At 68.7% G+C, this 13,631-nt stretch carries 15 protein-coding genes; 4 read left to right on the forward strand and 11 right to left on the reverse strand.

From position 1 onward, the window contains the following. The first annotated feature begins 6 nt into the window (after positions 1–6). From rnr to rlmB, 3 genes are all read left to right on the forward strand, one after another. Complete coding sequence (gene rnr, locus ISN38_RS17635; RefSeq protein WP_080964784.1) at positions 7–2,472, forward strand: ribonuclease R; 2,466 nt, start codon at positions 7–9, stop codon at positions 2,470–2,472. 108 nt (positions 2,473–2,580) lie between these two features. Further along, complete coding sequence (locus ISN38_RS17640; protein WP_047325058.1) at positions 2,581–3,051, forward strand: GFA family protein; 471 nt, start codon at positions 2,581–2,583, stop codon at positions 3,049–3,051. 340 nt (positions 3,052–3,391) lie between these two features. Beyond that, positions 3,392–4,138, forward strand: a complete 747-nt coding sequence (rlmB, locus tag ISN38_RS17645; protein WP_058361317.1) for a 23S rRNA (guanosine(2251)-2'-O)-methyltransferase RlmB — start codon at positions 3,392–3,394, stop codon at positions 4,136–4,138. Positions 4,139–4,325: 187 nt separating this feature from the next. On the opposite strand, the gene ISN38_RS20725 is transcribed toward rlmB, so the two are convergent. From ISN38_RS20725 to rnt, 4 genes are all read right to left on the reverse strand, one after another. Further along, the gene (locus ISN38_RS20725) at positions 4,326–4,742 is read right to left on the reverse strand and encodes a hypothetical protein (RefSeq protein ID WP_316604539.1); all 417 of its coding nucleotides are present in this window, start codon (positions 4,740–4,742) and stop codon (positions 4,326–4,328) included. A 47-nt stretch (positions 4,743–4,789) separates the two neighbouring features. Continuing rightward, positions 4,790–5,251: a hypothetical protein gene (locus ISN38_RS17655; protein ID WP_155616893.1), complete on the reverse strand. Its 462-nt coding sequence runs from the start codon at positions 5,249–5,251 to the stop codon at positions 4,790–4,792. A gap of 160 nt (positions 5,252–5,411) precedes the next feature. Next, positions 5,412–5,573, reverse strand: a complete 162-nt coding sequence (locus ISN38_RS17660; RefSeq protein ID WP_230938308.1) for a hypothetical protein — start codon at positions 5,571–5,573, stop codon at positions 5,412–5,414. Positions 5,574–5,795: 222 nt separating this feature from the next. Then, on the reverse strand, positions 5,796–6,440 hold the full coding sequence (gene rnt, locus ISN38_RS17665) for a ribonuclease T (RefSeq protein WP_003467237.1): 645 nt from the start codon (positions 6,438–6,440) through the stop codon (positions 5,796–5,798). A 723-nt stretch (positions 6,441–7,163) separates the two neighbouring features. Here rnt and ISN38_RS17670 point away from each other — a divergent pair. Next, a complete protein-coding gene (locus ISN38_RS17670) occupies positions 7,164–7,904 on the forward strand; it encodes a transposase (protein WP_241753967.1) in 741 nt (246 codons plus the stop codon). Positions 7,905–7,981: 77 nt separating this feature from the next. Here the strand turns inward: ISN38_RS17670 and ISN38_RS17675 are convergent, their stop codons facing one another. The 7 genes from ISN38_RS17675 to pstC all read right to left on the reverse strand — a co-directional run bounded on the left by ISN38_RS17675 (position 7,982) and on the right by pstC (position 13,628). Next, positions 7,982–8,728, reverse strand: coding sequence for an HvfC family RiPP maturation protein (locus ISN38_RS17675; RefSeq protein WP_047325056.1), 747 nt, complete (start codon positions 8,726–8,728; stop codon positions 7,982–7,984). Further along, a complete protein-coding gene (locus ISN38_RS17680) occupies positions 8,721–9,596 on the reverse strand; it encodes an HvfB family MNIO-type RiPP peptide maturase (RefSeq protein WP_108084851.1) in 876 nt (291 codons plus the stop codon). The genes ISN38_RS17675 and ISN38_RS17680 overlap by 8 nt, the downstream gene beginning before the upstream one ends. Beyond that, positions 9,583–9,945 (reverse strand): HvfA family oxazolone/thioamide-modified RiPP metallophore, encoded by a 363-nt coding sequence (locus tag ISN38_RS17685; RefSeq protein WP_003467247.1) that lies wholly within the window; start codon positions 9,943–9,945, stop codon positions 9,583–9,585. The genes ISN38_RS17680 and ISN38_RS17685 overlap by 14 nt, the downstream gene beginning before the upstream one ends. Before the next feature lie 213 nt (positions 9,946–10,158). Beyond that, positions 10,159–10,869, reverse strand: coding sequence for a phosphate signaling complex protein PhoU (gene phoU / locus ISN38_RS17690; protein WP_058358807.1), 711 nt, complete (start codon positions 10,867–10,869; stop codon positions 10,159–10,161). 71 nt (positions 10,870–10,940) lie between these two features. Then, complete coding sequence (gene pstB, locus ISN38_RS17695) at positions 10,941–11,768, reverse strand: phosphate ABC transporter ATP-binding protein PstB (RefSeq protein ID WP_003467251.1); 828 nt, start codon at positions 11,766–11,768, stop codon at positions 10,941–10,943. A 19-nt stretch (positions 11,769–11,787) separates the two neighbouring features. Continuing rightward, a complete protein-coding gene (pstA, locus tag ISN38_RS17700) occupies positions 11,788–12,654 on the reverse strand; it encodes a phosphate ABC transporter permease PstA (protein WP_003467254.1) in 867 nt (288 codons plus the stop codon). Then, complete coding sequence (gene pstC / locus ISN38_RS17705) at positions 12,654–13,628, reverse strand: phosphate ABC transporter permease subunit PstC (protein WP_003467255.1); 975 nt, start codon at positions 13,626–13,628, stop codon at positions 12,654–12,656. The genes pstA and pstC overlap by 1 nt, the downstream gene beginning before the upstream one ends. Positions 13,629–13,631: the final 3 nt, after the last annotated feature.

A 13,631-nucleotide genomic window follows, 5' to 3' on the forward strand; every position in this document is an offset into this window, starting at 1 on the left:
GGGCGGATGACCAATCGAAAAACCAAGTCCGGCAAGCCCGGCAAATCCGCATCCCACGACACGCCCGCCAGCAAGGCCGGCGCCCCGGTGGCTCCGCCTCCGCCGAAGAAATCCAGGATGCCGTCGTGGATGCCCAGCCTCCCCAGTTTCCTGCGGCGCAGCCCCAAGCCGCCGTTGCAGCCGCTGCCTCCGCCTGAGCCGGTGGCCGCCGCGTCCTCGCGCAAGAAGCCGGCCGCCGCGGTGGCCGATCCGTTCGCCGCCCGCGAGGCCGAGCGCTATGCCGAGCCGATCGCCAGCCGCGAAGCGATCCTGCAGCTGCTGGACCGCTGCGACGGCCCGCAGACGCTGGAAGAGCTGGCCGCGCAACTCGGCCTGACCGAGCCTTCGCGCAGGGAGGCGTTGAGCAAGCGCCTGGGCGCGATGCTGCGCGAGGCGCAACTGGTGCAGAACCGCCGCGGCGGCTACGCGCCGGTGCAGCAGACCAACCTGATCCCCGGCGTGGTGATCGCCAATCCCGACGGCTTCGGCTTCCTGCGTCCGGACGAAGGCGGCGACGACCTGTTCCTGCCGCCCTACGAAATGCGCAAGGTGCTGCATGGCGACCGCGCGCTGGCCAACGTCACCGGCATCGACCGCCGCGGCCGCCGCGAAGGCAGCATCGCGCGCGTGCTCGAGCGCGGCCTGAGCCGGCTGATCGGCCGTTTCAGTATGGAAGGCGGCATCGCCTACGTGGTGCCGGACGACAAGCGCATCCAGCGCAACATCCAGATCCCGACCGATGCGATCGGCGAGGCGCGCGACGGCCAGCTGGTGGTGTGCGAACTCACCTCCACCCCGGACGGGCGGCGCCCGCCGATCGGCAAGATCATCGCGGTGCTCGGCGACAAGCTGACCCCGTCGCTGGTGGTGGAAACCGCCATCCACGGCCGCGAGCTGCCCTACGAATTCCCGCAGGCGGTGCTCGACGAAGCCGCGGCGGTGCCGCTGACGGTGGAGCCGGCCGCGATCAAGGGCCGCGTGGACCTGCGGCAGACGCCGCTGGTGACCATCGACGGCGCCGACGCCAAGGACTTCGACGACGCGGTGTTCTGCGAACCGAACGCGGATGGCTTCCGCCTGGTGGTCGCCATCGCCGACGTGTCGCATTACGTGCGCCCGGGCACCCCGCTGGACGTTGAAGCGATCCGCCGCGCGACCTCGGTCTACTTCCCCGGCTTCGTGGTGCCGATGCTGCCGGAGACGCTGTCCAACGGCATCTGCTCGCTCAATCCCAAGGTCGACCGCATGTGCTTCGTCTGCGACATGCAGATCGATCGCCAGGGCGAGGTGGCCGGCGCGCGCTTCTACGAGGCGGTGATGAATTCGCACGCGCGGCTCACCTACGACCAGGTGTGGCAGGCGGTGGGCGAGAAAGACGAGCAGGTGCGCAAGGACGTGGCCGCGGTGCTGCCGCAGATCGAGCGCCTGTACCAGCTGTTCCAGGTGCTGGCCAAGGCGCGCTCGCGCCGCGGCGCGATCGAGTTCGAGACCTCGGAAGTGCGTTTCGTGCTCGACAACACCGGCGAGGTGACCCAGGCCGGCATGCTGGTGCGCAACGACGCGCACAAGCTGATCGAGGAATGCATGATCGCCGCCAACGTGGCCGCGGCGCGCCACCTGCTGGAGGCGCGCATTCCGGCACCGTACCGCGTGCACGAGCGGCCGCCGGAGTCCAAGTACGCCGACCTGCTGGAGTTCCTGAAGGAATTCAAGTTGAGCCTGCCGCCGTGGAGCAAGGTGGTGCCGGGCGACTACACCAAGCTGCTGAAGAAGGTGCGCGAGCGCCCGGACGCGGCGTTGCTGGAGTCGGTGCTGCTGCGCAGCCAGAGCATGGCGGTGTATTCGCCTGACAACGCCGGCCACTTCGGCCTGGCGCTGGAGGCGTATGCGCACTTCACCTCCCCGATCCGCCGCTATCCTGACCTGCTGGTGCACCGCGCGATCAAGTACGCGCTGACCCGCGGCGCGCCGGACAAATACCTATATTCGCCGCGCGAGATGGCGGCGCTGGCGCTGCAGTGCTCCGAGCGCGAACGCCGTGCCGACGAGGCCGAGCGCGAGGTCGACGAGCGCTACCGCGCGGCGTGGATGGAAAAGCACGTCGGCGGCCAGTTCGACGGCGTGGTCAGCGGCGTCACCAGCTTCGGCCTGTTCGTGGAGTTGGACCAGTCCAAGGTCAACGGCCTGATCCACGTGACCCAGCTGCCGCAGGACTATTACCAGTTCGACGCGGTGCGCAAGACCCTGTCCGGCGAGCGCCGCGGCATGCAGTTCCGGCTTGGCGACCGGGTCCGCATCCTGGTGCTGAAGGCAAGCATGGAGGAGCGCAAGATCGACTTCCGCCTGGTGGTGGAAGGCGAGCCGATGACCGATATGCCGCCGCCGCCGGAACGTGGGCAGCAGCCGGCCAAGCGCAAGAAAAAGAAGTACTGACGGTGTGGCGTCGCGGCGGGCCGCCTGGGGGACGCCGCGATCGTTCGCACCCTGCGCGCAGCGCACGGGGCGCGGCCCGCGCACTGCGGTTCGCAGCGGAGAGCCGACATGGAGCATGACGATTACAGCGGCGGTTGCCAGTGCGGCGCGGTGCGTTTTCGCGTGCGCGGCCGGCTCGACGACGCCTCGATCTGCCATTGCCGGATGTGCCAGAAGGCATTCGGCGCCTATTACGCGCCGCTGGTGTCCACGCGCGGTGCGCAACTGCTGTGGACGCGCGGGGCGCTGAAGTATTTCCAATCATCCAATCTGGTGCAGCGCGGCTTCTGCGCCGACTGCGGCACGCCGCTGACCTACGAGGCGCCGGACGGCGTCGCCGTGGCCGCCGGCGCGTTCGACGATCCGGCGGCGCTGCCGCCGCGGATCCAGTACGGGCTGGAACGCAAGCTGCCGTTCGTGGACGGCCTGCACAAGTTGCCGTCGATGCGCACCGAGGCCGATCTGGACGCGGCGCCGTTCCTGGCGCAGCTGGTGTCGCACCAGCATCCGGACCACGACACCGAGCGTTGGCCGGGCTGAGCGTGCTGGCGCCGTAGCGCGCCTGACGCCGGTCCTGGGTCTGCTCGCCGAGGTTTTCGCCGAAGGCCTGCGTGCCACGGACACCGAGCAGTGCCGCCGCATAGGCGTTCGGATGTGTCGCGTTTGCCGTGACAGGCGGGTTCTGTTCGTGCCGGGCGAGCGGGATTCCCATGCGCGCCGCTTGCTCGGCTCCGCTGCGTGGCGGCGGCTCCGTCGGGTCCCGAAGCCTGCTGCGCATGGCGCAGATGCCGGGTCGGCGTGGTCCTGTGGCGCAGGCGATGTGACGCGAGCGCCGGCAACGCCTACCATTCCCGCTTTCCTTATCTTGCAGCCCCGCCTCATGAGCAAGCAGAACCAGTGGATCGTCGGCGTCAACGCCGTGGCCTCGTCGATCGAGAACGATGCCGACAACGTGCGCGAAGTGCTGATCGAGGCGGGCAGCAAGAACCCGCGGCTGGTGGAGATCGAGGAGAACGCGCGGCGCAAGGGCATCGAGGTGCGGCGGGTCAACACCCAGGCGCTGGACGGCGTCGGCGGCTCGGTGCGGCATCAGGGCGTGGCTGCGCGCTATGCGGCCGCGCGCACCTGGGGCGAGAACGAACTGGAAGGCCTGGTTGCCGCCGCGGAAGGCCGCGCGCTGCTGCTGGTGCTCGACGGCGTGCAGGATCCGCACAACCTCGGCGCCTGCCTGCGCAGTGCGGCCGCGGCCGGCGCCACTGCGGTGGTGATCCCCAAGGACAAGTCGGCGCCGGTCAACGCCACCGTGCGCAAGACCTCGGCCGGCGCCGCCGACCGTATCCCGATCGTGGCGGTGACCAATCTGGCGCGCTGCCTGCGCGACCTGCAGAAGCAGGGCGTGTGGATCTACGGCCTGGTCGGCGAAGCCGAGACCTCCCTGTACGCGCAGGACCTGCGCGGCAACGTGGCGCTGGTGCTGGGCGGCGAATCCGACGGCCTGCGCCGGCTCACCCGCGAGCATTGCGACGGCCTGGTCAAGATCCCGATGCCGGGCGACATCGAGAGCCTCAACGTGTCGGTGGCCACCGGCGTGACCCTGTTCGAGGCGGTGCGGCAGCGCATTGGGTGAGGCGCCTGCGCGTCGCCGGCGTCGCGGTCATATTCGGTGGCGGCTGGTCACGCCGGGTGCGGAGCAGACGCAGGGCCAACTGCTGCAGCGTGCCGACGGAGCGTGGCGATGGGATGGGGTGTGCTGCGGCGCCTGAGTGCGGTCGTGCTGCGTTGCGTAGCGCAGCGCGACCGCCGCGAACGGATGTTCAGACCTCCTCGGCCGACAGCGATCCCAGGCTGAACCCGGACACCACGTTGATCTTGCCGCGCCACAGCACGCTGCGGTTGTTCGGCAAGGGTTGGCCGCCCGGCGAAAAGTGGCGCGATTCGATCAGGTGGATGAACTGCGGAGGAGACGGGGTCTGCGCGTCGTTTTCCGAGTCGTAGATCGACGCATGGCTGGCGAAGGCCTGGCGAATGCTTTCCTTGCCGTCGGCGTCGCCGGAATAGGCGGCGGAGAATCCTGAGCAATGTCTCGAAGTTTTTGGCCGCTGTGACCTGGCACCGGCGCCTGACGCAGACTTGGCTGCGTGCGACGTGGCGCCGGCCGCATCCCCGTCTTCTCTGGGCGCCTGCCTGGCACCGGCATCGTCGATCCCGGCGCTGCTGGAGCTGGCTGACAACGGCCGAGCTGCTGCGCTTCGGCAGGTACCCTCCGTGGCGGCCGTCTTCAGGCGGTGGCGGCGCCGGCGCGGCGCAACTGCTGGGCCAGTATCAGCGCGACCGCTAGCGCGAACAGATTCAGGCCGAGAAATATCGTCTTGACCGATTGGAACATGGTGAACACGAAGCTGCTGCCAAACATGAAGTCGACACCGAACTTGTTCGGCGCGAGCTGCACGCCGGCGGTGAGGCGAAAGCCGCAGGCGAAGCGGTAGCTGACCAGCGGGCTGGTGAAGGCCGGCACCTGTGCCAGCCAGAACGCCAGGTTGGCGCGTACCGCGTTCCGGTGTCCTTCCAGGAGTTTCGTGCCGCAGTAAATACCCCAAGCATATAGCGCCGCGAATCCGCCACAGATGGCCCAATCGGATGGGTGCAGCAGGGTCGGAAACTTGAGGGCGATGGATAAAATGCCGACGCATCCTCCAGCGATGGCGAGAATGCCGATAGTCCGGCGTTTCCACATTTGCATGATGTTGTCGCCTCTGTGCCTGCGCCTATGCCGTCGCAGCGCAAAGCGTAGCATGCGGGTATGACGCACCCTGGACGCGGCCGGTGTGCATTGCGTCCATCGCGACGCGGCCCGATCGGGATTCCGCGGTTGCCGGCCGACGTCGCGGGGCAGGCTTGGATCAGCGCGCAGCCAGGGAGCGTGGCACCTCGACGGTCAGCAGCCGCAGCAGCGCCGGATCCATGCAGGCGAAGTCGTCGGGGATGCCGCGGCAGACGATCCGCGCGCGGCTGAGGTGGCGCTTGAACTTGCGCGACAGCTTGGCGCGATGGGGCGGCTCCATGACGAAGACGGTGTCCGCTCATGCCAGCGGCTTCGGCGTGACCACGTTGTCCGCATCGTGGTCGACACCGGCCGAGGTCGACCACGGCGCAGGGAAGTTTGGGCGCCGGCGCCGGTGACGGCCTCCGCGCCAGTACCGGCGCGGCAGACAGGTCGGCCAGCAGCGCCAATAGCGCCCGCCAGACGCGGTAGGGCCGCAGCGCGGGCGGGGTGGCGATGGGCTTCAGCCGATCTGCGGCGCCGGCCAGGCGTTGGCGATCTTGCAGAACAGGCGCGCGGTCTGCTCGGTGTCGTAGACCGCGCTGTGCGCGTCGGCGGCGTTCCAGTCGAAACCGGCGGCCTGCACGGCGCGGGCCAGCACGGTCTGGCCGTAGGCGATGCCGGCCAGGGTCACGGTGTCGAACACGCTGAAGGGGTGGAACGGGTTGCGCTTGTGGCCGCAGCGGGCCACGGTGGCGTTGAGGAAGTTCAGGTCGAAGTGGGCGTTGTGGCCGACCAGGATCGCGCGCTGGCAGCCGTACTTCTTCACCGCCGCGCGCACCGGCGCGAACACGTGGTCCAGGGCTTCGCGTTCGGGCTTGGCGAAGCGGAACGGGTGGTCGAGGATGATGCCGGTGACTTCCAGCGACTTGGGGTCGATGGCGGTGCCGGGTGCCGGCACTACATGCGCGCTGGCAGTGGTGCCGGGATACAGCTGGCCGAAATCGTCCATCTCGATCGGCACCGCGGCGATCTCCAGCAGCGCGTGCCGGTTCCAGTCGAAACCACCGGTCTCCACATCCACCACCACCGGCAGATAGCCGCGGAAACGACGCGACATCGGGGCGGCGGCGAGGGGCTGGGACGGGCTGTCGACGTGATCGTTCATCCGGCAAGGGTAGCAGAGCGCGGCTAAACCTCCGCCGCGACAGGGCGCGCGTGGGCTTGGCGAAGACGGATCGGGACAGGCGCGCGCCTTCGACACAGGCGCCGCAGCACGTGGCGAGACCAATTTCTGCAGATCGGTGACGCGACGTCCAGATCGAGTGGGGGGGGGAGGGGCGCCGTCGGCGGGGTGTTGTGGGAGCGACTTCAGTCGCGACGGCTTTACCGTGAACGTCTGTCGCGACTGAAGTCGCTCCTTGTATCTGGACATAGGGCCCCTACGGCGTTATGTCTTCCGACTGATCATCGGAGGAGGTGCCGGAAGTCCAGTCGCTCCTGAAGCTTCGAGCTTGTGCTGTAGATCGGCTCCCGCCCTCCGTTTGCTGGCCCACGATGTCCGTACGGTATCCAGAGTCCGCCGCTGGCGTGAACTCGCATCCACAAGGCAGGACCGGGCGCAGCGATGATCGTGTTCACCCCACGATGGAGGAATCGCTCATGTCCCCAGTCGTCGGCATCGACGTCGCCAAACGCAGTTTCGACCTGGCTATCGACCTGGCCAACAGCAAGTACCGCACCAAGGCCAAGCTCCCCAACGATCCGAAGGGCTTTCAGATCCTGCAGACGTGGCTGCAAACCCATGCGCAGGCGGACAGCTGGATCGTGATGGAAGCCACCGGCACCCCACGAGGCCCTGGCCGAGTTCGTGTATGGGTTGGGATACCGCGTGTGCGTGCTCAATCCGGCGCAGATGGCGCTGTATGCACGCAGCCAGCTAACCCGGGTCAAGACCGACCGCAGCGATGCCAAGCTGATCGCCAGCTACGGCCAGCGCCATGCGGCCCAGCTGCGGCCCTGGCAGCCCGATCCGCCGGCGCTCAAGCGGCTCAAGGCGCTGGTGCGGCGCCGGGACGACCTGTTGCAGATGCTGCAGATGGAGCGCAACCGCTTAGACGTCGCAGCACTGGTGGTGCGCGACTCGCTCCTGGAGAACATCGGCCAGTTGCAGGCGCGCATCGCGCAGATCGAACGGGCCATCGACGACCAGATCGATCAGGACCCCACCTTGCGTGGGCAGCGCGAACTGCTGGTGAGCATCGACGGGATCGCCGGCACCAGCGCGGCGTTGATGCTGGCGGAACTGGGCAATGTGGAGCGCTTCGCCCATGCCTCGGCAGTGACCGCCTTTGCCGGGCTCAACCCCCGGCTGCAGGAGTCCGGCAAGCGTCAGGGCCAGGTCTGCATCTCCCGCACCGGCTCCCCGCGCCTGCGCGCCGGCCTGTTCCTGCCGGCCTTGGTCGCCATGACCCACAACCCAGTCGTCCGTGCGCTGAAGCAGCGCATGCGCGAGCGTGGCAAGGCCAACAAGCAGATCATCTGCGCCGCCATGCGCAAGCTGCTGCACATCGCCTACGGCGTGCTCAAATCACGCACGCCCTTCGATCCTCAAAAGACCCTTGTCTGTTAGGGAGGAAGACGGTATCTACAGTGGCACATGACCGGTGAACCGAAATGCCACCGTGCTTGCCTATCGCGTTGCGCGCCTCAGGCCGGTAGGCGGATGCCGAGCACGCTGTCCTGTTCGCGCAGGCGCTCGAGCAACGCCGCGCCGTCGTGCAGCAGCACAGCAGGGTCCTGGCCGTGCTCGGCGGCCAGGCGCAGCAGTAGGGCGCGCCCGCTGTGCTCGCCGTCGCGCAGCCGCTCGATCACGGCATGGGCTAACGGCGCCAGTTCGGCGAAGCGCGCCTGGCCGTCGGCATCGCGCCGCGCCAGCAGGCAGGTCGGCTGCGCCGGCGCCTCGCACGGTTGCCAGGCAGGGCCGATGCGCTGCACCGGCCAGCGATAGCGCAGCAGGCGCAGCCAGGGCGACAGCTGCGGAACGCCGCCGAGCAGGTCGCCGTGCGGGTCGTGCGGCGGCAGCGGCGTGTCGTCGATCTGCACCTCCAACTCGACCGTCTCGTAGTGCGCCAGTTCCGCCAGCCACGGCCGTTGCGCATCCGCCGTGCGCTGCTGCAGGAAGCGCACGAACTCGCCGCCCACGCGCGGGAACAGGGGGGTGCGGGCGCGGTGTTCGGCGCAGAACGCGTGCAGCAGGGCCTGCCATGCGTCCGCGTCGAGGGTGGCGCGCAGCACCGGGAAATGCGCGGCGAGCAGCTGCGCGATGTTGTCGAAGAACAGTGCGCGGTACACCGCCAGCCGCCGCGGTTCGATGTCCGCCGGCGGCGCATGCCGCTGCGGATCGCGCAGGTGCAGGGCCAGCGCGAACTGCTGCGCGTGCAGCGACTCAGCCATGCGCCAGCGGTGCCGCCTGCGTCGCCATGGCCCGCGCCTGCGCCTCGCGGATGCGTTGGACCTCGTGCAGCAGGTCGGACAGCGGCGGCAACTGGCTGTCGCGCTCCAGCAGGGTCGGGCGCACGCCATGCAGGCGATAGGCGGCGTCGAGCAGATCCCACACCTCGGTCGCCACGGCCGCGCCATGGGTGTCGATCTTCAGCGCGCTGGCGGCGTCGTCGCGATGCCCGGCGATGTGGTACGAGGCGATGCGTGCGCTCGGCATCGCGGCGAGGAAGGCGAGCGCGTCGTAACCGTGGTTGGCGGCGTTGACGCAGACGTTGTTGACGTCCAGCAGCAGGTCGCAGTCGGCTTCGGCCAGCACCGCGGCGACGAACGCCGCTTCGCTCAGCGCCTGGCCGGGCGCGGCGTAGTAGGACACGTTCTCCACCGCGATGCGTTGGCCCAGCGCGTCCTGCGCCTGGGCGATGCGCGCGCCGGCGTGGCGCACCGCCTCGTCGGTGAACGGCAGCGGCAGCAGTTCGTAGAGCTGGCCGTCGTCGGCGCTGTAGCTGAGGTGTTCGCTGTACAGCGCGACCTTGTGCCGATCCAGGAACTGCCGGGTCTGCCGCAGCAGCACCGCATCCAGCGGCGCCATGCCGCCCAGCGACAGCGACAGGCCATGGCAGCTCAGTGGATGGCGCGCGGCCAGCGTGTCCAGCATCGCGCCGAGGCGGCCGCCGACGCCGATCCAGTTGTCCGGCGCGCACTCCAGGAAATCGAACGCGGCCGGCGCTGCCTGCAGCAGTTCCGGCAGCAGGCCACGGCGCAGGCCGAGTCCGGCGCTCGCCGCGACCGGCCTGCGCGGCGCGGCATCAGCCGCCGCCACCGCACTTGCCTTCGCCGCACTTGCCTTCGGCCATCGCCTTGTCGTCGTGCTTGGCCGCGGCGGCGGCCGACTTGTCAGGCTTGGCCGCCGCGGCGTCCTGCGCATGCGCCGCGCCGGTGGCCTCGGTAGCCTTGCCGGCGCCTGCGGCATTGGCAGGCGTCGACGTGGACTTGGGCTGCGCCGGCAGCGTGCTCGCTGCCTTGTCGGCGTTCGGCGGCGCTGCGGCCTGTGCGCCGAGCGCATAGCCCTGGGCCAGCTCGGTCATCGCCAGTGCGGAGGCGGACAGGCCCAGGCCGCCGAGCAGGACGGCGCCGGCGAGGGCGGTGGACGGACGCGACGGGATGGACATGCGGACTCTCCAGGCAGGCGGGACAGGGCGCCGGCGTCGCCACGCCGGCCGTGTTCGCCAAGCGTACCCGCTGGCGAACACGGCCGCATGCGGGGCTACGCCGTCGTCTACGAAAAGGCCCCGCCGAAGCGGGGCCAGCTGTGCGTCGCGGTCGATGGGGGTGGTCACGGATCGACCGCATCCATCACGTGTCCATGCCGCGTGAGGCGGCGCTCAGATACCGGAGGTGGTGCTGGTCTCGTCGCGTTTGTCGCGCGGCGGCAGCGGCTGGTCGCCGTGCACCAGGAACCACACGTTCTCTGAGATGTTGGTGGCGTGGTCGCCGATCCGTTCCAGGTTCTTGGCCATGAACAGCAGGTGCGTGCACGGGGTGATGTTGCGCGGGTCTTCCATCATGTAGGTCAGCAGTTCGCGGAACAGCGCGGTGTACTGCGCGTCCAGCAGCGCATCGCTCTGGCGTACCCGCAGCGCGGCGTCGGCGTCGTTGCTACGGTAGGCGATCAGCGCTTCGCGCACCTGCTGCGCGGCCAGCTTGCCGAGCTGGCGCAGGCCCAGCGTCTGCGGCATCGGCGGCGAGGTGTTCAGCGCGATCGAGCGCTTGGCCACGTTCGCGGCGTAGTCGCCGATGCGCTCGATGTCGGCCGGGATGCGCAGGCCGGCGAGGATCTCGCGCAGGTCGCGGGCCATCGGTCCGCGCAGCGCCAGCCGCATCACGTCGCTGCTGATCGAATGCTCCAGCGCGTCGATCGCTTCGTCGTTGACGACGATACGCAGCGCGGCGTTGTCGTCGCGGCGCTCGACCACGTCCAGTGCCGCTTCCAGCTGCGCCACCGCGGTCTCGCCCATGCGCACGATCTCGGCGACAAGGCGCTGCTGTTCTTCGTCGTAGCTCTTCACGATGTGCTCGTTCGGCTGGGTGTTCATGTCGTAAGTACCTTGGATTCGTGAGTGTCGCCGCAGCCGTCCTGGCGGTGCGGGACTGGCATCGGAGCGTCTCAGCCGAAGCGACCCGTGATGTAGTCTTCGGTCTGCTGCTTGCTGGGCTGCGAGAAGATGATCTCGGTGCGGTCGTGTTCGATCAGGTCGCCCAGGTACATGAAGGCGGTGTAGTCGGACACGCGCGCGGCTTGCTGCATGTTGTGGGTGACGATGACGATGGTGTAGTCGGTCTTCAACTCTTCGACCAACTGCTCGATGCGGCTGGTGGAGATCGGGTCCAGCGCCGAGGTCGGCTCGTCGAGCAGCAGCACGTCCGGGCGCAGGGCCACCGCGCGGGCGATGCACAGGCGCTGCTGCTGGCCGCCGGACAGGCCCAGCGCGCTCTGCCCGAGCTTGTCCTTGACCTCGTCCCACAGAGCGCCCTGGCGCAGCGCCTGCTCGACGCGGTTGGTCATGTCCGCCTTGGAAAGCTTCTCGTGGTGGCGGATGCCGTAGGCGACGTTCTCGAAGATGGTCATCGGGAACGGCACCGGCTTCTGGAACACCATGCCGACCTTGCTGCGCAGGCGGTTCATCGGGTACTTCGGCGACAGGATGTTCTCGCCGTCCAGCAGCACCTCGCCGCGCGCCTCCAGCTTCGGATACAGCGCATAGATGCGGTTGAAGATGCGCAGCAGGGTCGACTTGCCGCAGCCGGACGGGCCGATCAACGCGGTGACGCGCTTTTCCGGCACCTCGATGTTGATGCCCTTCAGCGCGTGGTACTTGTCGTAGTAGAAGTCCAGGCCGCGTGCGGCCACCTTGACCGGCGACGGCGCCAGCGCGGTGTGTCCGGCGGGCATGGCGATGCGGTGCATCGGTGCGGTGTTGTGCTGATCGTTCATGGCCGGTTCCATAGGGGACTCAATCGTTGGAAGTCTTGTAGCGGCGCAGCAGGCCGCGCGCGCCGAGGCTGACCAGCAGCACGAACACGGTGAGTACCAGCGCGCCGGACCAGGCCAGCTGCTGCCAGCTCGGGTAGGGGCTGCCGGCGAAGGAGTTCATCACCACCGGCACGCTCGCCATCGGCTGCATCACATTGTTGTTCCAGTACTGGTTGCCGAATGCGGTGAACAGCAGCGGCGCGGTCTCGCCGCTGATCCGCGCCAGCGCCAGCAGCACGCCGGTGACGATGCCGGCCGAAGCGCTGCGGTACAGCACCTGCACCGTCACCTTCCACTGCGGAATGCCCAGCGACAGCGCCGCTTCGCGCATCTGCGACGGCACCAGGCGCAGCATTTCGTCGGTGGTGCGCACCACCACCGGCAGCACGATGAAGGCCAGCGACAGCGCGCCGGCCATCGCCGAGAAACGCCCGCCGGTCTGCATCACGTACAGCGTGTACACGAACAGGCCGAGCACGATCGACGGAGCCGACAGCAGGATGTCGTTGACGAAGCGCACCACCTGGCCGGTCTTGCGCGCGTTGCCGTATTCGGCCAGCCAGGTGCCGGCGGCCACGCCCAGCGGGGTGCCGATCAGCAGCGCCAGGCCGCACATCACCGCGCTGCCGAAGAACGCGTTGGCCAGGCCGCCTTCTTCGCCCGGCGGCGGTGTCATGCGGGTGAACAGGTCGATGTTGATGCCGGCGATGCCCTTGGACAGCAGGGTCCACAGGATCCAGCCCAGGAACGCCAGCCCGAACAGCGCGGTGAGGCAGGACAGCAGCAGCGCGAACACGTTGACCACGCGGCGGCGGTTGTACAGGCGGTCGGCGATGTCGGCGGCCATCAGTTGCCCTCCCGGCGCGACAGTTGCTGCAGCATCAGGCGGGCGATCGCCAGCACCACGAAGGTCACGATGAACAGCACGAAGCCCAGCAGCAGCAGCGCCGAGCGGTAGGTCTCGGTGGCCTCGCCGAAGTCGTTGGCGATCAGCGCGGCGATGGTGGTGCCCGGTTCCAGCAGCGACGGCGACAGCCGCACCGTGTTGCCGACCACGAACGCCACCGCCATGGTCTCGCCGAGCGCGCGGCCCAGGCCCAGGAAGATGCCGCCGATCACCGCCGAACGGGTGTAGGGCAGCACGATGTCCCAGCTCACTTCCCACTTGGTCGAACCCAGCGCGTAGGCCGATTCCTTCAGCCGCGTCGGCACGGTCAGGAACACTTCGCGCATCACCGAGGAGATGAACGGGATTACCATGATCGCCAGCACGAAGCCGGCGGTGAGCAAGCCGATGCCCAGCGGCGGTCCCTGGAACATCGGCCCGATCACCGGCAACGTGCCGATGTGGTCGTTGAGCCACGGGGTGCCGTATTCGGTCATCACCGGCACCAGCACGAACAGGCCCCACATGCCGTAGATGATCGACGGGATGCCGGCCAGCAGCTCGATGGCGGTGCCGATCGGGCCGCGCAGCCAGCGCGGCGACACTTCGGTGAGGAAGAACGCGATGCCGTAGCTCACCGGGACCGCGATCAGCATCGCGATCATGGCGGTGACCAGGGTGCCGTAGATCGGCGCCAGCGCACCGTACTTGTTCTCGACCGGGTTCCATTCGCTGGAGTAGAAGAAGCTCAGGCCCTGCATCTGCAAGGCATGGCGGCCGCCCCACAGCATCGACAGCGCCGCGCTGGCCAGGGCGACGAGAACGAAGACGACGGTGGCGGTGAGCGTCCAGCGGAACAGACGGTCGGCACGGGCGTCGCGCAGGTCGCGTCCGCCGGGCGCCGATATCGCTTCGGGAATGACAGTGGCGTTCATGGG

Source organism: Xanthomonas translucens pv. undulosa (assembly GCF_017301775.1).
Lineage (GTDB): Bacteria > Pseudomonadota > Gammaproteobacteria > Xanthomonadales > Xanthomonadaceae > Xanthomonas_A > Xanthomonas_A translucens.

Bases quoted from the DNA above. Each gene is read 5' to 3' on its own strand.
- ISN38_RS17675 (WP_047325056.1), bottom strand. From the start codon at position 8,728: ATGGCTGAGTCGCTGCACGCGCAGCAGTTCGCGCTGGCCCTGCACCTG.
- rnt (WP_003467237.1), bottom strand. From the start codon at position 6,440: ATGAACGATCACGTCGACAGCCCGTCCCAGCCCCTCGCCGCCGCCCCG.
- rnr (WP_080964784.1), top strand. From the start codon at position 7: ATGACCAATCGAAAAACCAAGTCCGGCAAGCCCGGCAAATCCGCATCC.
- ISN38_RS17685 (WP_003467247.1), bottom strand. From the start codon at position 9,945: ATGTCCATCCCGTCGCGTCCGTCCACCGCCCTCGCCGGCGCCGTCCTG.
- pstA (WP_003467254.1), bottom strand. From the start codon at position 12,654: ATGGCCGCCGACATCGCCGACCGCCTGTACAACCGCCGCCGCGTGGTC.
- phoU (WP_058358807.1), bottom strand. From the start codon at position 10,869: ATGAACACCCAGCCGAACGAGCACATCGTGAAGAGCTACGACGAAGAA.
- pstC (WP_003467255.1), bottom strand. From the start codon at position 13,628: ATGAACGCCACTGTCATTCCCGAAGCGATATCGGCGCCCGGCGGACGC.
- pstB (WP_003467251.1), bottom strand. From the start codon at position 11,768: ATGAACGATCAGCACAACACCGCACCGATGCACCGCATCGCCATGCCC.
- rlmB (WP_058361317.1), top strand. From the start codon at position 3,392: ATGAGCAAGCAGAACCAGTGGATCGTCGGCGTCAACGCCGTGGCCTCG.
- ISN38_RS17640 (WP_047325058.1), top strand. From the start codon at position 2,581: ATGGAGCATGACGATTACAGCGGCGGTTGCCAGTGCGGCGCGGTGCGT.
- ISN38_RS17655 (WP_155616893.1), bottom strand. From the start codon at position 5,251: ATGCAAATGTGGAAACGCCGGACTATCGGCATTCTCGCCATCGCTGGA.
- ISN38_RS17660 (WP_230938308.1), bottom strand. From the start codon at position 5,573: ATGGAGCCGCCCCATCGCGCCAAGCTGTCGCGCAAGTTCAAGCGCCAC.